This is a genomic window from Anabaena sp. CCY 9613 (genome assembly GCF_963920895.1).
GTDB lineage: Bacteria > Cyanobacteriota > Cyanobacteriia > Cyanobacteriales > Nostocaceae > Cyanocohniella.
In genome coordinates this window covers 188556-205760 of sequence record NZ_CAWUDE010000008.1, presented here as the reverse complement: position 1 = coordinate 205760, position 17205 = coordinate 188556, and the positions used below count along the sequence as shown (strand labels likewise).

Sequence of the window (17205 nt, the reverse complement as noted above, 5' to 3'; positions counted from 1 at the left end):
ATTTTCGTCATTGCGACCGTAGGGTAAAGCCCTAACAGGCATGGCTGCGCTTACCGCGTAGCGTGTCGGAGGCTCTAGCAATCTCAAAGCCTTGATTTTCGTAGCGAGTGCGTAAGTCCTATGCCAATGATCATAGGTAAATAATTATTAGCTTAATTTTTCTTTATATATTTTGGTAAAACTTATAACTCTAGAAATAAATATAAGTTTTACTTATATCATAAATTATTGCGGTCATTTTTTTAACATGTATAACCTTTTATCTATGAAAGCAATTTAATATTTATTTAATATTAAGGCTTGTAAATGAACAAAATTGACGTATAAGGCTGTAAGCTATTCTTAATCGCCTGAGGGGACTATAAATAAAACTTGCAATCTATGTAAGTTTTTCTTAGTTAAATTTTGAACTGTCTTTGATCTAAGCCTTATCTATGAGGATGTGTATTTAGCATCTTCTCATGTAGAAAGGCATTATAATTTGCTGCTTTACAAAGAATTAAGGTTTTCTTTGCCTGTTTTTTCATACCGATAAAACATGAAACTTACAAATCAAAATTTTGCTGTTTTTATAAACACAACCCCAGTATGTCATTAACTAATACAATCCATTTTAGAAACTTACGAGGCGATTTATTCGGTGGTTTAACTGCTGCGATCGTTTCCTTACCGCTAGCGTTGGCATTCGGTGCCGCCTCTGGTGCTGGGCCTGCTGCTGGTCTCTATGGTGCAGTTTGCGTCGGCTTTTTCGCCGCCTTATTTGGTGGGACACCAACCCTGATTTCTGAACCTACCGGGCCGATGACAGTAGTCATGACTGCTATTGTCAGTTCCAAGATCGCCGCCGCCGACGACATAGAAACCGGCTTGGCCATGGCATTTACAGTAGTGATGCTGGCCGGGGTATTCCAAATCTTATTGGGAGTATTCAAGCTGGGTAAATATATTACCCTCATGCCCTACAGCGTAATTTCCGGTTTCATGTCTGGGATTGGAGTCATCCTGGTCTTGTTGCAAATTGCTCCTTTTCTGGGTCAATCCAGTCCTAAAGGTGGCGTATTAGGAACGGTGCAAAGTTTACCCCAGCTGTTCGCCAATATTAATCCTGTGGAAACAGCTTTGGGAGCGATGACCTTGGCAATTATTTTCTTAATGCCATCTAAAATCAAGCGTCTTGTCCCACCACAATTAGTGGCATTAATAATAGTAACAATAGTTTCCCTAGTATTTTTCGGGGATGTTGATATCAGACGGATTGGCGAAATCCCTATGGGACTGCCAACATTGCAAATACCTACCTTTAATACATCTCAAATCATTGTAATGCTCGTTGATGCAGCAATGTTAGGGATGTTGGGTTGTATTGATACCTTGTTAACAGCAGTTATTGCAGATAGTTTGACTCGTACTGAACACAAGTCCGATAAGGAATTAATTGGTCAAGGTCTTGGTAACTTAGCATCTGGTTTATGTGGTGGACTCCCTGGTGCTGGTGCAACGATGGGAACGGTAGTTAATATCCAGACTGGTGCGAGAACGGCTGTATCTGGTTTGACTCGTGCTTTGATTTTACTGGTTGTAGTTTTGTGGGCAGCTGGTTTAACTCAACCTATCCCAATGGCAGTATTGGCTGGTATTGCTCTCAAAGTGGGGATTGACATTCTCGACTGGAGCTTTTTAAAACGCGCTCATAAGGTATCCCTCAAGGGTGCGCTGATTATGTACGGTGTCATGTTCTTAACCGTATTCGTTGACTTGATTGTTGCTGTCGGCGTAGGAGTTTTCATTGCCAACATCTTAACTATCGAACGTCTTTCTCAGTTACAAGCTCAGGATGTGAAGACGATTACCGATGCAGATGATGCCATTGTCTTGAACGAACAAGAGAAGCAATTACTTGATCAAGCTAACGGACGGGTGCTGTTATTCTATCTGAGTGGGCCGATGATCTTTGGAGTTTCCAAAGCGATCGCTCGTGAACATTCAGCAATGGCAGACTCTGATGTGCTGATTTTAGACCTCAGCGATGTCCCCATGTTGGGTGTGACAGCTTCTTTAGCAATTGAAAATGCTATCCAAGATGCTCATGAGCAAGGTCGTCAAATATTAGTTGTTGGTGCAGGTGGCAAAGTTAAACGACGCTTAGAAAAATTTGGCATTGAAAGATTTGTACCTTCACATCATTTCTTTATGAATCGTTCAGAGGCAATTAAGCAAGCTTTAGTTTTAGTTAATTCTGCTTTTGTCGGCAATGTTGCTGCTACTAGTGACTATGGCTCCACAGCTAGTGACCCTGATAACTACGGATATCAAACTTAATTAAGCCGGGTAGGCATAGCAAAAGTCAAAATTTAAATGCTTGCTGTGACAGGGTTTGGGGATTTTTTTATGTCCTAGCCACCTTGGAGATTGCTATAACTACCCACCATTTCACTATTACTTTTGTATTTTTCCAAGGACTTAATCTAACCGCAGAATTCATCAACACAATAGACAGATAACATGATTTTCTCAGAATTAATAGTTAACTCAGTGTGGCAGAATCCTTTACTCGCAACTACAAACGAAGCCGAAAATGCCCCAATTGTCTTAGCTGGTGTATTACTCAGTTTAATAGTTATTTATCTTGCTAGTAAAATTGGCGGTGAATTGTCTAAAATGATCGACTTGCCTCCCGTTTTAGGTGAGTTACTTGGTGGCGTGTTAGTAGGTGCTTCTGCACTAAATTTGGTTGTCTTTTCTGAAAGCGGTGCAGCTGCTTCAGACTCCATCATTATGACAATCCTGCAATTTATTAACAACATCAGTCCCGAAGCAGTCACATCAATTTTTCAAAGCCAGAGTGAAATCATTTCCGTTCTCGCTGAACTAGGTGTGATTATTCTGTTATTTGAAATTGGGCTAGAATCAGACTTAAAAGAATTACAGAAAGTCGGTTCCCAAGCCGTAGTTGTTGCTTGTGTCGGGGTGGCTGTTCCTTTTGCGGCTGGTACTACAGGATTGATGTGGCTATTTCATGTCCCAGTAATTCCAGCAATTTTTGCTGGTGCGGCACTGACAGCTACTAGTATTGGTATTACCTCCAAAGTTTTGTCAGAAATTGGGCAGTTAAAATCTCGTGAAGGACAAATTATTGTCGGTGCAGCCGTCATTGATGACATTTTAGGTATCATCGTGTTGGCAGTAGTTGCCAGCCTTGCTAAAACTGGTGAGATTGATATTCTCAACGTAATTTATCTAATTGTCAGCGCTACAGTCTTTCTCATTGGTGCAATTTTATTAGGCAAATATTTCAATCAGAGCTTTGTTGCCATTGCTAATAAATTGCAAACACGAGGAAACTTAATTATCCCAGCATTTATCTTTGCCTTCTTCATGGCTTTTCTGGGTAATGCCATTCATTTAGAAGCTATCTTAGGCGCATTTGCGGCTGGCTTAGTTTTGGATGAAACGGATAAACGCAAGGAGCTAGATGAACAGGTTAAACCCATTGCTGATATCTTCGTACCAATTTTCTTTGTAACAGTTGGAGCGAAAGTTGATTTAGGCGTTCTGAATCCTTTCATTCCCGAAAATCGCGAAGGATTAATTATTGCTACCTTTTTAATTGTGATAGCAATTATCGGTAAAATTGTCACAGGTTGGTCGGTTTTCGGCCAAGACGGAATTAATCGGTTAGCGGTTGGTGCAGGGATGATTCCCCGTGGTGAAGTTGGGTTAGTGTTTGCGGGAATTGGTGCAGCTAGTGGTACTCTTGATAAACCATTACAAGCTGCAATCATTATTATGGTGATTTTGACAACCTTTTTAGCACCGCCTTTATTGCGGTTTGCATTTAAACAATCGCTAGAAGAAAAAGAATCTTTAGAGAAAGCCAATTTAATAGGCTAGTACTGCAAGGAAAAAGTCAAAAGTTTATCCCGAGCGAAGTCGTAAAGCCTACGGCATAGCTGCGCTTACCGCGTTAGCGTCTCCGAAGGAGAGGGGTCAAAAGTCAAAAAGCTGATTATGTAGGCTTTTTGACTTTTGAATAATCTGTTTATTTACACCGTGCTTTAATAGCTAATTTTATCCCACTATCCAACAGGTCATTCCCGTGTTAGAAGCATATATATTCGCCACAATATTGTGCGGATTTTTCGGCATCATCCTGAAAAAGAACCTGGTGATGAAGATCATCTCTATGGATGTGATGAGTACGGGAGTTATCGCCTATTACGTGCTGATTGCATCACGAAATGGCTTTTTCACCCCGATTGTTGCCAACGTCGAAAATCGCGCTTACTCTGATCCGGTTCCCCAGGCGGTTATATTGACGGCGATTGTGATCGGATTTTCGATTCAAGCTTTAATGCTAGTTGGTGTGATGAAGCTAGCACGGGATAATCCGACCTTGGAAAGCAACGAGATTGAGAAAAATAACACGCCATGAATAACATTACTATTGCATGGATCGCACTACCGTTGTTTTTGGGATTCGTTATTTATCTGCTTCCCAAACTTGACCGATACCTCGCCCTGGGTGTAGCCCTGATTTCGGCTGGATATGCGTTGTCGCTATTTTTCAACCAGTCGCCGTTGACACTAAATTTACTGGATAGTTTCGGTGTCACATTATTAGCTGATCAATTGAGCGGCTACTTTATATTGACGAATGCGTTAGTAACAACTGCTGTCATCTTATACTGTTGGCACACTGATAAGACAGCTTTCTTTTATACTCAAACCATAATTTTACATGGCAGCGTCAATGCCGCATTTATCTGTGCGGATTTTATCAGTTTATACGTGGCGTTGGAGGTCATCGGTATTGCCGCGTTTCTCTTGATTGCCTATCCGCGAAGCGATCGCTCGATTTGGGTGGCCTTGCGCTACATGTTTGTCAGCAATACGGCCATGCTGTTTTACCTGGTGGGTGCGGTGTTAGTCTATCAGGCGAATCATTCCTTTGCTTTTTCCGGTTTGAGCAAAGCACCGACTGAGGCGATCGCTCTCATATTTTTAGGACTCTTGACAAAAGGGGGGATTTTTGTATCAGGCTTGTGGTTGCCATTAACTCACTCCGAATCGGAAACACCTGTGTCGGCCATGCTGTCAGGAGTTGTGGTCAAAACTGGTGTTTTTCCTTTGGTGCGTTGCGCTTTGATGGTGCCGGAGATTGATCCCATTGTCAGGATATTTGGAGTGGGGACAGCGCTTTTGGGAGTAGTTTATGCCCTTTTTGAAAAGGATACCAAGCGGATGCTGGCGTTAAGTACTGTTTCCCAGTTAGGCTGGATTCTCGCTGCACCAGGTGTGGGCGGCTTTTATGCCCTGGGCCACGGACTGGTAAAATCGGCGCTGTTTCTGATAGCAGGTAACTTACCGAGCCGGAACTTCAAGGAATTGCAAGATCAGCCGATGAATACCACCATGTGGATTCCTCTAGTTATGGCCAGTCTTTCAATTTCTGGTTTTCCCTTGTTCGTCGGCTTTGGGGCCAAGATGTTGACACTGAACAATGTACTCCCTTGGCAAGTTATTTTAATGAATATTGGGGCCGTGGGAACTGCGATGGTTTATGCCAAATTCATCTTTCTGCCCCACGGAAAAGGAAAGAATGTAAAACCCGGTTTGTGGGCACCAATAATTTTATTACTCGCTGCCCTCATTACTGCCAGCAGTCTGTATTCCGAGGCATATACTGTTGCAAATATCACAAAAGCACTAGCCATCATCGGCGTTGGCTGGTTAGCGCATTTTTTAATTTTTCAACGATTAGTAGTCACTTTGCCACGTGTGCTTGAGCAATTTGAGCATCTGATCGGGGTGATGAGTTTGATGTTGCTGCTACTGTTCGGGATGATATTGGCATGATTGGGCATTTAAATTTGATATTGCGACTGACCATTTGGTTTTTGCTCACTGCCGATTTCAGTGTGGCAAATATCATTATTGGTGTCAGCATCTCACTCTTATTGCCGGGTCGTCAGAAAGTCCCGGAAGCATTAAGGGATTGGCTGCGTGTGCTGGGTGAGGTAATTGTCGCCATTCCCCAGGCATATATAGAGGCGTTTGAAATCATCTTCCGTCCCCATAAGCACGAAGATGTGATCATGGAACGAGTCAAACCTCAACGAACACCTGGGCTGATATTCCTGGATATATTCTTAATTACCTTTACGCCCAAAACAATTGTCTTGAAATACCACGAACATGGTTGGTACGAAGTACACCGGATTCGACGGAGGAGAAAGGCATGAACCTAGTAATGATAGCGATGATTCTAGCCTTGCTCATACCCATGTACGAAGCCTGGCAAGATGATGATATTTGGCAAAAAATGTTGGCCTTTGCCAGTATTGCCACCAAAACATCAATCATGATTCTGATGGTATCCGTCTTACGTGATGATTGGATGATTGGTGTTGTCGGGATTATCATCCTCAGTGTGGGTAATGCCGGATTGATGTTATTGGCACATCTACTGAAACGGATGAATGATATCAGTGCCTAAACAAAATTAATTATACACATTGTCTTTCTGTACCCTGTCTCCATAAATGAATTTAATTTTGCCCAACTCCTTATGATCGACTTGTTTAGTTATACCTGCATATTTGTAGGCATCGGCTTCTGGTTTTGGGGAACCTGGCCCCTAGTCGGCGATCGCTCGGTCTTATTCAAGTTGCATAGTCTTTCGGTTGCAGATACCCTCGGATCAATGAGTATTGTTGTGGGACTGCTGCTGAAAATACCCAGCGAATGGCCGCTGCTCATTCTCGGTATCATCTCCTTAGCAATCTGGAATACAGTACTGGGGTACGTGTTGGCATATTGTTCTAGCAGCGATGACGACCATGAATGATAATTATGTCTATATCATCACTGCCCTGCTGCCGTTATCCGCGTTTATGCTGGTGCTTCAGGTCAATCCATATAACGCCCTCGTCATCCAGGGAATATTGGGATCTGTGGCCACATTGGTCTTTGCAGTCTTAGGCGCAGCGGATGTGGCTTTAACCCAAGCATTAATGGGGACTTTGCTGGGGATTACACTGTATGCGATCGCAGTGCGTTCTTCTCTGGTACTGCGTCTGGGTGTGCTGAAAGATGAGTCAGATGAAGCCGATGACAATTTTTTACCCGACGATACAGTCACAGGCCATTTTGGGCAAATGATGGATAATTTCCGCACAATTTTTAGCAAATACTATATGCGTCTTGAGTTAGTCCCTTACACAAATATGCAGGCTTTGCACCGGGCGCTAATGGATAAAGAAGTCCATGCAACTTGTGTCCGGCGATGGCCAGAACACAATGATCAAGACCTCGCAACTTGTGGAGAGGAAAAGCAACTCTATCACACCGAGACCAGGGTTCGACGCATTTATGACATCCTGCAAACCGAACTTTTATTACCAGACACAATATTGACCTATGTAAATGTACCAGAAGCAGGGGAGAAGCATCTATGAAATGGGTCTACATTGCAGCAGGAATAGCGCTTTACATCATATTTCTGATCATGCCCAATCGAACACCTGATTTATTGGATATTTCTATCGTCGAATCGGTTGTCAAAGATAGTGGAGTCCCCAATGCAGTTACAGCTATCATTCTCAGGAATCGGCTGTATGACACTATCTTTGAAGTAGTAGTATTTACCATCGCAGTTATGGGTGCGCGGTTTCTGCTGGCTGATGAAAGACCGTTCTGCACTATCTATCAGTTTACAGATGAACCATCCACGATTTTGGCGCGTCTGGGAGCGACTATTTGCTCATTGGTAGGGATTGAACTGGCGATTAGGGGTCATTTGAGTCCGGGCGGTGGTTTTGCTGCTGGGGTGGCGGGTGGTACGGCCATCGGACTGATTGCGATTACCTCATCATCGGAGTGGATGCAGGCGATCTACAAGCGCTGGAATGCCGCTAGATGGGAAAAGGTTTCGGTGCTGATTTTCATTGCACTCGCGGTGATAACTATGGCAGGATTTGAGTTACCCCACGGAGAGTTGGGCGCACTTGTCAGTGGTGGAGTGATCCCTTTGCTGAATATCTTAGTTGCAGTCAAGGTGGCGTTGGGGTCGTGGTCGGTGATGTTAGTTTTTATTCATTATCGCGGATTGTTGTAACTGTTCAAATTTTGCAAGTTTGATGAACCTCTCCCCAACCCCTCTTGGACACGGCTTTAATTTTTGGATGTCTGCCAATTACCGTGGAAACTGGGGGGAACGACACCGGGTAATCCTAATTTGCAAACGGGTTCTGCATCTAGGCGATCGCCATCAAATACCCACACTTCGCTACTATGAGAATTACCATCGTAAACCACTGTTAACACCCAACTTTGTTGAGGGTTTTGCCTATCTTGTACAGGTAGTGGCTCTGAAGGATAGCGATTTTCTCCTAAGTCTGCTTCGGTGAGGGTTTCCGTTTGGTGATCAAAACAGGCGATGGCATTTAATATTTCTTGGCTAATGTCTGTTCCTTGGCGAAATATAGACATGTATGTGTGCCGCGAAGCCTGACCTACATTTTGCGGTAGTACATTGGGAAATTCACAACTTCTGTCAAATAATGGCTGAATTGATGTCACCTTACCTGTTTGGGGTTGCAGACGCACTCTCGTTAGCGTACATTGCGCTGGGGTATGAGTTTCACCTGTAGCGACTTCTTGAAGATATTGATTTGTTTGAAAGTCTTGATAACGGGCAATATCCACCACCACTAAACCATCAGCATCTACATAACCATTACCAAAATGCCACTGATACCAAGGTTCAGCTTCTCCCCGACTTACCAAAGATAAAGTTTCTCGATCAATCACCAAAATTTGAGTTCCCGCTTGCGGTTGCCAATTCAGCGCCTCACTGTAGGAACTAAGTCCCACTAAGGCAGGAAATATATTTAACCGTACCGCAGGCAGAAAAAATATCAAATACTGTCCAGCTAAAACAAAATCATGTATGAGGGGAACACCCTCTAGTGTGAACTTGGCTTTTTGAATAATCTTGCCAGTAAAATCACTTTTATAAACATTCAGCGTGGCGTTGAGTCCAGGAGTAAGACCAAAGTTAAAAATTTCTTTGGTTTGGTAGTCAACTTTGGGATGTGCAGAATAAGGTGATTCTGGTGGCAAATTATCTAAGTTATCTAAACCCAGGGTTGCTAAAGTTTCCAAATCCAAGGCGTGAGGATTTCCGCCTTCCCAAAGTGCCAATAACTTATCAGGTAATGCCCACACCGAAGTATTAGCAGCATTTTTAATTGGTTTTAGCCATTGATGCCAAATTGGCCCCGGCGCAGTCATGCCATAATTGCCATATAGCCATTTACCTGCTGCGGTTTCTGCCTGATAACCAGCAGTTTGCACATAACGATAAACGCCAGTCACCCCGGCATCAGTAAAGTTAACTGCCAAAATTGCCCCATCACCATCAAACCAGTGTCCTACACGCACACCATCCCGTTCTAACCGTCCAGGGCCATTACGATAGAGTGTACCCCGCAAGCCATCAGGGACTTTACCTGCAATAATTGGCAATGGAGTGAGCGGAAATTCTGTTGCTGGTTCAGCGATCGCACCTGCCCAAGCTTTACGGGTTAATGGTTGAATGGTATTAATCATAGAGAAATTTTTTCTGTTTGCTCCTCGACAAACCAATGTATTATACAAATAACTTTATAAAAATTAACAATGGTAGAACGTCCTATTAAGAAATCGGAACGTCAGTCCCAAGCTAATACTGACAACAATGCCGAAAACTCAGAGTCTACACCTTCTATTGAATCTAATCCCAAAAGCGCAAAACCAAGCATTAATCTTAATCGCTCGTCTGGCGGTGACAAGAAAGCATCTTTTAAGGATGAAATTAAACAGCAGGGTAACCCTGCCCTAGCACGCGGGCCAAAACCCGCTAAAATTCAGCCTCCCGTCAAAAATGAATCGGAACCTGAATCGGAACCTGAATCAGAAGCTATTTCTGATGAGCCTCAAGAATAAAATAACACAATGTTAAATATCTCTCCTCTGTCCATTGGCTGAAGAGAGATTAGGGGGATGCGGGGAGATGGAGGAGAGAATCAATATTTTTGACTTCCCCGCAGGGGTTTTCCCCAATCCCCAACCTAATTACCCTGCAATGGAGCATTCAAGGCTTTTTCAACGCGATCGCGTGTTTCTAATAAGTGGGCTTTGGTATATTGATCTTGCGAATTTACTCGCCGCAATTGTCCATGAAGCTGTCTGAGATTATACCAAGCTAATGTGCGGGCATCTTCGGGTACATATTCTTTTCGCAATACCATACTAATTAAGATATCCAAATACTCGCGTTGCAAGCCTCGCCGCAAACTATTGATCTTCAGTGATCCGCCTTGGGGTTGAATTACTTCTGTCCAGACACCGTTTTGTAAGGTATCAAAAAGCTCTGGCATAGTCAGTGCTTCCCCTGGTTCAGTTTTGAGTTCAATATCCTTGAGGCGGGAAAGGCGATCGCCTGAGAGTAAATCCCGTAAAACCCCACTCTGCAACAACAACACTAAATCGTGAATGGGATAATCTAAACGACCAATCCGAGGAAAACTACCCCAATGATACCAACGAGAAGGTGCTAATTTATTCAGCAGTTCGGGAGAAAAAGTCATAGCATCTTCGGCAAATACATACTTTTGTAGTGTTTTTAATGCCTGCCGTTGTTGTTTCACACTCACTTGTTCAAATGGTAATCGGCGCGGTTGATTAGATGAAATATCACTAGGCCGCAGACGGTAAAACGATTGACCACCAATATACTTGGTAGCATAGTAAACATTCTGAAAATAGTTCCCCAACACTGTACTAAAACGTTCACTCAAATCGCTGTAACTATCGCCAGATGCCGGATAACGTTTTTTCAGACGTTCCCACATCAGCCGCGAATTATCTAATTGCCATTGCGAATACAGCAGCACATCATTACTATTGTCCCAAGCATCGGCTGTGGGGTCGAGGTCAAAAATATCTTCATCTGTGGCGTAACTCAACTCAGGCTTGTAAGACTTGCTAGCAATTTCTTGCAAAAATGGTTTTTCGGCCATGGGAGTTCTGGCGTTAGAGGGAGTATATCCATACTGAATCGCCCACTCATCATAAGGCCCCACTATACTGGGAAAATATTCACCCTGTTTTATTCCTTGAGAGGCAATGTTGGGTGGAATATAATCCATGACCGAAGATACCATTCCTTGAATACGGGTAATTTCGGGATTATTCATTTCCGCTGGTGATAGCATAGTACTACCCCGAAAATTGTGGCGTAAACCCAGAGTATGACCCACTTCATGAGCAATAATTAAGCGTAAGTATTGATGAATATACTTTTGCATCTGGTCTTGGGTGGGTGGAGTATCTTGCAGTAATGACATGGCCAAAGAACCGTAGGCCAATTGATTAGCTGCTTCCATGCCATAGCACAAATCATACTCCCCAGCTAATTTAGATAAATGCTGAAAAATCCCTTTTTGCTGTGGAGAAACTTCGTTACCTTTAGCGGTGAAACTATTACGGCATAGAAACCGATTTTGCACCCATGCAGTCAAGGAGTTTCGGTTGGATGTTTGCGTTTGATTGGGTTGGACAACTTTGCGATACTCACTCTTGAGTAAACGCACAAAACTGGCATCAACGAGGATGTCTGCGTCCAAAATTTCCCCATTTAAGGGATTAACGCGGGATGGCCCCATTGCAAAGAAACCATCTATGGTATTAATCCAGCGAATTGTATTGTAACGAATATCTGCGGGGTCCCATGTCGCATTATCTGGCATTTGCCGGACTTCGATAGCATCTTTGAATCCAGCTTGGAGAAAGGCTTGATTCCACATGAGTACGCCTTCTTTAATAGCATCACGGTACTCAAAAGGTACGGCGTTATCTACCCAAAAGACAATGGGTTGTTTGGGTGGAGAAATAGCAGCGTTGGGGTCTTGCTTTTCCAAATGCCAGCGATTGATGTAGCGTACAAAAGGATCACCGCGATCGTCTTTAGTTAAGTCTTGGTAGGCGGTGATAAAATAACCTACACGTTCGTCAGCCAATCGTGGACGGTAATTATTTTCTGGGAGTTGGGAAAGGCTGTAATGAATCCGCAAAGTGAAGCCTCGACTGTCAGCCAGAGCGCTAAAACCCGGCATTTCCGAGTCGCTGCTACTACCACCAGAGAAATTCAGCACTGATTCCACTTCTAAGTTTTGCGAAAAGGCTTTGGCATTACCAAAATAAGATTGGTCTGTATTGGCGGAAAGCCCTAAATTTAAAGATAGACCCGCTAAATCAGTCAGCAGCAAATCACCCAAATCAATCAGGAGAGTTTTGCGTTCTGGATGAATACTTTTAATGGAAATTGTGTAGAGAATAGAATCACTAAACGAACGGGCGAGCGATCGCGCTTGCGGATCTCCTGGACGGGTGCGAAAATTTACATTACGAATCACAAACTGTAAATTATTATTCACCCGTTGGAAATAAAATAAAAAATCTTGTAAAGGCATCCCACTATAAATACCTCTTTCCCCAATGCCTGATTCTAGGGTAGCCGTAGCCAGGTAGTTTTTGTTAAGCTGCTCTGGCTTAATTTCTAAATAGATTTTATTATTTTCTTTATGGCGATAAAGGTTAAATAGACCCGACAACTTTTCAGTGTCTTTTACTACTTCATCAAAAGGCTCTAATTCATCTTTACTTGTTGGTTTTTCTGACGTATCAGGCTTTTCAGTAGTGTTGTCAGCTTGTAAAAAAGGTTGCTGTCCGGCGATTTTCTGATCTGGAACTATCCAGGTAAAAGGCTGACTTTTTGCCTGTTTTTGCTGATTAATTACCCAAATTTGGTCGTAACGCCCTAGTAACTGATGGGGCTGTGATTCTCCCAAGACTTTTGTTCCTAAATTGCGTTCCCCATTTTTTTTTGTCTCTGGAATTGCCGATACTGCATTTGCTGGTTTCTGGGTGGATAAAACTGGAGTGACAGCAGCACTAGCAGTCATTACTCCTAAAAACAAACCATGCAACAAAAATATATAAAAAGTTACTTTATGCATTTTATTCATCCCTAATAACTATCGCTAGTTAATTTTTAATTTTGACCAAGTAAAGCATCCTTAGACAACCACTATGTTGCCATTATTTTTGACTTTTCACGTCGTGTGGAAAAGTCAACGGAAAATCTAACTTTTCAACCAGAAATTGAAAGTCTCCCACCTGCGAGGAGAGAGGTTTTCCAGATACCGTGAAAAGTTAGGCTGTTATTTGACTTCAGTTTTAATTTTTATTTCTAATTCATATTGCGCTGTTTTACTGTAGTATTTTTTCTAACAATCGCATTTGTAGCAAATGGTACGTATTATTCTGACACTAGATTGGCAAAAATGCCGTAAAAATCTCATAATTTCGCTAAAAATACGTTAATTTGCCGTAAAGATAGCCCAAATTTTTTAATTGATGCTCAATTTTCATCCAGTAATTCAAGCTACTCGCTTAAGGTTATAAAAAGGTTTTTACCTAGTCTCCACCTATGCAAATAGGTATGGCTAAGCCACGCCAGCTACAAAAATCAAGGCATGTTATTATATATTGGCTGATTCCTTGTGAGTATGCCTCTCAATATAGTCTTTAGCGCTCTAATTTCAGCAATTAGATGGTTGGAAACAGATTTGCCTGAATGTTTCAATATATTAAAGAATTGCAATGAAAAATGATGGAAAATACATTCATTAATAAAACATTCAGGGACAGCAATGGCGAGATTGTTTTAGCTCAGATGCCAAACCCACCGCTGATTGTTTGGATAGTAGCTAGTACATTCGCTCTAGTTTTTACAGAGGGCAAAATCAATACAGTGTTAGATGTACTAGCAAATGGCTCCTTATTTACTTGGGCGTGGATGGAATTATTTCAAGGCGTTAATTATTTTCGCAGAGCGCTAGGTTTTGCTGTATTTATTGGTATTTTTGCATCAAAAGTTATCTAGTTTACCTCTTGGGTTAAATTATTTGACCAGCAACAGCAAATAATCCAGTCGTGCGATCGCTACTATAATCGCTTGGGCTATAACTTGGGTTCTCTTTTCTGGTTTCATGCCCTTGGTCAAAACCAAAACTACTGGTATATTGCCTACAGCATCCGCCACACCAAACACAGCCATCAAGTTTAGACAAAAACATAGGTATCTACAACAAACAGGGTTTATCAAGGTTTGATAACAACCTGACCTGACTCTTGCTCAGTTTTCCATCACCATAGAGGAAAAAGGTGACCAAATTTAAGAAAGGCCCCGCAGCTCTGAAAGTAAGGATATATTTTTAAAATCTATCCCAGATAAATTCACTGTTTTTTGTTGAATCTATGAAGTCTTATTTAGCCGCCGCTATTCAAATGACAAGTGTGCCCAATTTACACAAAAACTTGGTACAGGCAGAAGAGTTAATTGATCTTGCTGTGCGTCGAGGTGCTGAATTAGTTGGGTTACCAGAAAACTTTTCTTTTATGGGAGAAGAAACAGAGAAACTCACGCAAGCAGCCGAAATTTACCGGGAAACTGCTCAATTTCTCAAAAAAATGGCGCAGCGCTTCCAAATTACCATCTTGGGTGGCAGTTTTCCAGTTCCTGTGGAAAATACAAGCCAAGTTTATAACACGACAATACTCATCGATTCCAGTGGGCAAGAACTTACCCGTTACTACAAAGTACATTTATTTGATGTTAATGTCCCAGATGGCAACACTTATCGAGAATCTAGTACGGTGGTGGCTGGCAAAGACCTACCCTCAGTTTATTTCTCAGAACATCTGGGTAATATAGGACTTTCGGTTTGTTACGATGTCCGCTTCCCAGAACTATATCGACATTTGTCAGATAAAGGAGCCGATGTCATGTTTGTCCCGGCGGCTTTCACCGCCTTTACAGGCAAAGACCACTGGCAAGTATTATTACAAGCCAGAGCGATTGAAAATACTGCCTACGTTATCGCTCCTGCTCAAACTGGCAATAACTATGGTCGTCGTCAAACCCACGGACACGCCATGATTATCGACCCCTGGGGAGTTATTTTAGCTGATGCTGGTGAAAAACCAGGCATTGCGATCGCAGAAATCAAACCCAGTCGATTAGAGCAAGTCCGTCGTCAAATGCCTTCTCTAGAACACCGCGTATTTAGTTGATATAGCAGGGAACGGGAAAGAGTGCAGGTAGTGGCTTGATTGTACTCCTGCACTTAATTTTTTTGGATAATATCTTTTAATCTGTCCATGAAGTATTAATTATGATCTAAGTTGTGTATAGATGAAAAACAGTTGAATTTCAACATGAAGCTACCAAAAACTAGCAAACTGCTAATTAGTCTCAGCCTCATGGGGCTTGTGTCTTGCAACGGTAATACAACTGGCTCCATCGGTACCAACAATAACCAAGAACCAACACCACCAGTGCAAACAACAGCCGCAACTACCGAAGCTGCAACCTGTCAATTTGTGGAAAACGGCGTTGGTTCCCCAGGACAGGTGAAAGTACGAGCAGAAGAAGTAGTCACAGGCTTAGAGGTTCCTTGGGGAATTGCCTTTTTACCTAATAACCGGATGCTGGTAACAGAAAGACCCGGTAGAGTGCGATTAGTGCAAAATGGAGAATTGCAAGAATCGCCTGTAGCTACTTTAGAAATAACAGCCTCAGGTGAGGGTGGGTTACTAGGAATTGCCGCTCATCCTGATTTTGCCACTAACCGATTTTTCTACTTGTACTACACTGTTGATAACAATGGCTCGCCCATCAACCGAGTTGAACGTTGGCAATTGTCATCAGATGGGCTGAGTGCATCATCAGACCAGATAATTATTGATGATATTCCCGCGGCTCTTTTTCATAATGGTGGTCGCTTGCGCTTTGGCCCAGATGGAATGCTTTATATCGGGACTGGTGATGCCAGAGAACCACAAATAGCTCAAGATGTTGATAGTTTAGCTGGTAAGATTCTGCGTGTAACTCCAGATGGAAAAGTTCCCGCAGATAATCCATTTCCAGGCAATCCTGTGTTTATTACGGGTATTCGTAATACCCAAGGTTTTGATTGGTACAATCCATCTACATTGTTTGTCACAGACCACGGCCCCAGTGGAGAATTAGGCAGAAGGGGTGAGGATAAACTGTCTGTTTTACAAGCAGGTGAAAATATGGGCTGGCCGGCAGTGGAAAACTGCGAAGCTGAACCAGGATTAGTACCTCCATCACTGGTTTGGCGTGAAGCTGTACCGCCAGGTGGAGCGGCAATTTATACAGGAGATTCTATTCCTGAGTGGAAGGGTAATTTAATTATTGGCACTCTGCGTTCCCAACATCTGCATCGAGTTGTATTTGACGCAGATAATCCTCGACAAGTGCAAACTCATGAAGTTTACTTTCAGGGAAGTTCGCCAAATGGTTTTGGGAGAATTAGGGATGTCATCATGGGTGCAGATAACGAATTATACATCACTACTAGTAATTGTGATGGTCGTGGCAACTGTCCTCCAGATCAGGATAAAATCCTCCGCATCACTCAACAATAAAATTTTTAGTCTGCCTCGTAGGCAGGCTGAGATTAGTTTTCTCTGGTGTAGGTGCTATTCTGTACTTGGTTGGTACTATTTAGTTTCATAAAACTATCAAATGCATACCATGCCAACACGTACCAGGGAATTATTTCTAGTTGCAAACCTTTAACCCAGATTTGCCGCATAGATAGCATAATCAGTCCTAAAGGGAACAGTAAGCGCAAATCAACTTCGCCATTTGTTGCCTGTTCAAATTGTTGGTTGAAATCAGCAAATGCGCTAGTGATACTTGTGACGGCTTCTGATTTACCCTCAGTAATATCTACAAAATTAACGCCTAAATCCAGTAGCGTGGTCAGCACTTTTTCTAAGGTTTCATCTTGACCATCATGGTTGATGATGATGCTGCCATAATTAATATTTGTCCGCACTTGACTGATGTCAGGTTGGGCTTTGAGGACATTAGTAATGCGCTGCATTTCCCTAGCATGACGATATGGTCGAGCAATTCTCAACCTGAGTCTTCCTGGGGTTTCACTGATGATTTTTGTAGATATAGGTCTAGATAATTTGTTTAAGCTTGCTTGCTCAATGATTTTGGCTATTTTGGTGGGATTACCATGATTATTTGTTAACACACAGTAGCCTTCCTATATTATG

16 protein-coding genes and 1 pseudogene are annotated in these 17205 nt (G+C 42.5%); 13 read left to right on the top strand and 4 right to left on the bottom strand.

The window, feature by feature from the left end; all coding sequences use genetic code 11:
* Positions 1-588 precede the first annotated feature (588 nt).
* The 9 genes from ACM0OT_RS12070 (at position 589) to ACM0OT_RS12030 (ending at position 8116) form a co-directional block, all read left to right on the top strand.
* Entirely contained in the window at positions 589-2319 is a 1731-nt protein-coding gene (locus ACM0OT_RS12070; protein ID WP_414564574.1) for a SulP family inorganic anion transporter, read from the top strand.
* A gap of 183 nt (positions 2320-2502) precedes the next feature.
* Complete coding sequence (locus tag ACM0OT_RS12065) at positions 2503-3891, top strand: cation:proton antiporter (protein ID WP_414564573.1); 1389 nt, start codon at positions 2503-2505, stop codon at positions 3889-3891.
* A 205-nt stretch (positions 3892-4096) separates the two neighbouring features.
* A complete protein-coding gene (locus ACM0OT_RS12060) occupies positions 4097-4432 on the top strand; it encodes a cation:proton antiporter subunit C (protein ID WP_414564572.1) in 336 nt (111 codons plus the stop codon).
* Positions 4429-5856: a cation:proton antiporter gene (locus tag ACM0OT_RS12055; protein ID WP_414564571.1), complete on the top strand. Its 1428-nt coding sequence runs from the start codon at positions 4429-4431 to the stop codon at positions 5854-5856. Before ACM0OT_RS12060 ends, ACM0OT_RS12055 begins: the two co-directional genes overlap by 4 nt.
* Positions 5853-6242, top strand: coding sequence for a Na+/H+ antiporter subunit E (locus ACM0OT_RS12050; RefSeq protein ID WP_414564570.1), 390 nt, complete (start codon positions 5853-5855; stop codon positions 6240-6242). The genes ACM0OT_RS12055 and ACM0OT_RS12050 overlap by 4 nt, the downstream gene beginning before the upstream one ends.
* Complete coding sequence (locus tag ACM0OT_RS12045; protein ID WP_414564569.1) at positions 6239-6496, top strand: hypothetical protein; 258 nt, start codon at positions 6239-6241, stop codon at positions 6494-6496. The genes ACM0OT_RS12050 and ACM0OT_RS12045 overlap by 4 nt, the downstream gene beginning before the upstream one ends.
* A gap of 72 nt (positions 6497-6568) precedes the next feature.
* Positions 6569-6847: a monovalent cation/H(+) antiporter subunit G gene (locus tag ACM0OT_RS12040; protein WP_414564568.1), complete on the top strand. Its 279-nt coding sequence runs from the start codon at positions 6569-6571 to the stop codon at positions 6845-6847.
* Positions 6840-7457 carry a DUF4040 domain-containing protein gene (locus ACM0OT_RS12035; RefSeq protein ID WP_414564567.1) on the top strand — a complete coding sequence of 206 codons (618 nt, stop codon included), beginning with the start codon at positions 6840-6842 and terminating at the stop codon, positions 7455-7457. Before ACM0OT_RS12040 ends, ACM0OT_RS12035 begins: the two co-directional genes overlap by 8 nt.
* Positions 7454-8116, top strand: coding sequence for a Na(+)/H(+) antiporter subunit B (locus tag ACM0OT_RS12030; protein ID WP_414564566.1), 663 nt, complete (start codon positions 7454-7456; stop codon positions 8114-8116). Before ACM0OT_RS12035 ends, ACM0OT_RS12030 begins: the two co-directional genes overlap by 4 nt.
* A gap of 56 nt (positions 8117-8172) precedes the next feature.
* Here ACM0OT_RS12030 and ACM0OT_RS12025 read toward each other — a convergent pair whose 3' ends face one another.
* On the bottom strand, positions 8173-9612 hold the full coding sequence (locus tag ACM0OT_RS12025; protein WP_414564565.1) for a carotenoid oxygenase family protein: 1440 nt from the start codon (positions 9610-9612) through the stop codon (positions 8173-8175).
* Positions 9613-9681: 69 nt separating this feature from the next.
* On the opposite strand from ACM0OT_RS12025, the gene ACM0OT_RS12020 reads away from it, so the two are divergent.
* Complete coding sequence (locus ACM0OT_RS12020; protein ID WP_414564564.1) at positions 9682-9987, top strand: hypothetical protein; 306 nt, start codon at positions 9682-9684, stop codon at positions 9985-9987.
* Between the two features lie 125 nt (positions 9988-10112).
* Here ACM0OT_RS12020 and ACM0OT_RS12015 read toward each other — a convergent pair whose 3' ends face one another.
* A complete protein-coding gene (locus tag ACM0OT_RS12015; RefSeq protein ID WP_414564563.1) occupies positions 10113-13061 on the bottom strand; it encodes a zinc-dependent metalloprotease in 2949 nt (982 codons plus the stop codon).
* 656 nt (positions 13062-13717) lie between these two features.
* On the opposite strand from ACM0OT_RS12015, the gene ACM0OT_RS12010 reads away from it, so the two are divergent.
* The gene (locus tag ACM0OT_RS12010; RefSeq protein ID WP_414564617.1) at positions 13718-13990 is read left to right on the top strand and encodes a hypothetical protein; all 273 of its coding nucleotides are present in this window, start codon (positions 13718-13720) and stop codon (positions 13988-13990) included.
* A 16-nt stretch (positions 13991-14006) separates the two neighbouring features.
* Here the strand turns inward: ACM0OT_RS12010 and ACM0OT_RS12005 are convergent.
* Positions 14007-14164: pseudogene (locus tag ACM0OT_RS12005) on the bottom strand (MarC family protein); the annotation flags it as partial.
* A gap of 200 nt (positions 14165-14364) precedes the next feature.
* Between ACM0OT_RS12005 and ACM0OT_RS12000 the strand changes: the two are divergent.
* Both ACM0OT_RS12000 and ACM0OT_RS11995 read left to right on the top strand, forming a co-directional pair.
* The gene (locus ACM0OT_RS12000; RefSeq protein ID WP_414564562.1) at positions 14365-15180 is read left to right on the top strand and encodes a carbon-nitrogen hydrolase family protein; all 816 of its coding nucleotides are present in this window, start codon (positions 14365-14367) and stop codon (positions 15178-15180) included.
* A gap of 144 nt (positions 15181-15324) precedes the next feature.
* Positions 15325-16560 carry a PQQ-dependent sugar dehydrogenase gene (locus tag ACM0OT_RS11995; RefSeq protein ID WP_414564561.1) on the top strand — a complete coding sequence of 412 codons (1236 nt, stop codon included), beginning with the start codon at positions 15325-15327 and terminating at the stop codon, positions 16558-16560.
* Positions 16561-16592: 32 nt separating this feature from the next.
* Here ACM0OT_RS11995 and ACM0OT_RS11990 read toward each other — a convergent pair whose 3' ends face one another.
* Positions 16593-17183 carry an HMA2 domain-containing protein gene (locus ACM0OT_RS11990; RefSeq protein WP_414564560.1) on the bottom strand — a complete coding sequence of 197 codons (591 nt, stop codon included), beginning with the start codon at positions 17181-17183 and terminating at the stop codon, positions 16593-16595.
* Between the last annotated feature and the right edge of the window lie 22 nt (positions 17184-17205).

Excerpts from the sequence above, each read along its gene's own strand:
- ACM0OT_RS12070 (WP_414564574.1), top strand. The coding sequence starts at position 589 with ATGTCATTAACTAATACAATCCATTTTAGAAACTTACGAGGCGATTTA.
- ACM0OT_RS12065 (WP_414564573.1), top strand. The coding sequence starts at position 2,503 with ATGATTTTCTCAGAATTAATAGTTAACTCAGTGTGGCAGAATCCTTTA.
- ACM0OT_RS12055 (WP_414564571.1), top strand. The coding sequence starts at position 4,429 with ATGAATAACATTACTATTGCATGGATCGCACTACCGTTGTTTTTGGGA.
- ACM0OT_RS12050 (WP_414564570.1), top strand. The coding sequence starts at position 5,853 with ATGATTGGGCATTTAAATTTGATATTGCGACTGACCATTTGGTTTTTG.
- ACM0OT_RS12045 (WP_414564569.1), top strand. The coding sequence starts at position 6,239 with ATGAACCTAGTAATGATAGCGATGATTCTAGCCTTGCTCATACCCATG.
- ACM0OT_RS12040 (WP_414564568.1), top strand. The coding sequence starts at position 6,569 with ATGATCGACTTGTTTAGTTATACCTGCATATTTGTAGGCATCGGCTTC.
- ACM0OT_RS12035 (WP_414564567.1), top strand. The coding sequence starts at position 6,840 with ATGAATGATAATTATGTCTATATCATCACTGCCCTGCTGCCGTTATCC.
- ACM0OT_RS12030 (WP_414564566.1), top strand. The coding sequence starts at position 7,454 with ATGAAATGGGTCTACATTGCAGCAGGAATAGCGCTTTACATCATATTT.
- ACM0OT_RS12025 (WP_414564565.1), bottom strand. The coding sequence starts at position 9,612 with ATGATTAATACCATTCAACCATTAACCCGTAAAGCTTGGGCAGGTGCG.
- ACM0OT_RS12020 (WP_414564564.1), top strand. The coding sequence starts at position 9,682 with ATGGTAGAACGTCCTATTAAGAAATCGGAACGTCAGTCCCAAGCTAAT.
- ACM0OT_RS12015 (WP_414564563.1), bottom strand. The coding sequence starts at position 13,061 with ATGCATAAAGTAACTTTTTATATATTTTTGTTGCATGGTTTGTTTTTA.
- ACM0OT_RS12010 (WP_414564617.1), top strand. The coding sequence starts at position 13,718 with ATGGAAAATACATTCATTAATAAAACATTCAGGGACAGCAATGGCGAG.
- ACM0OT_RS12000 (WP_414564562.1), top strand. The coding sequence starts at position 14,365 with ATGAAGTCTTATTTAGCCGCCGCTATTCAAATGACAAGTGTGCCCAAT.
- ACM0OT_RS11995 (WP_414564561.1), top strand. The coding sequence starts at position 15,325 with ATGAAGCTACCAAAAACTAGCAAACTGCTAATTAGTCTCAGCCTCATG.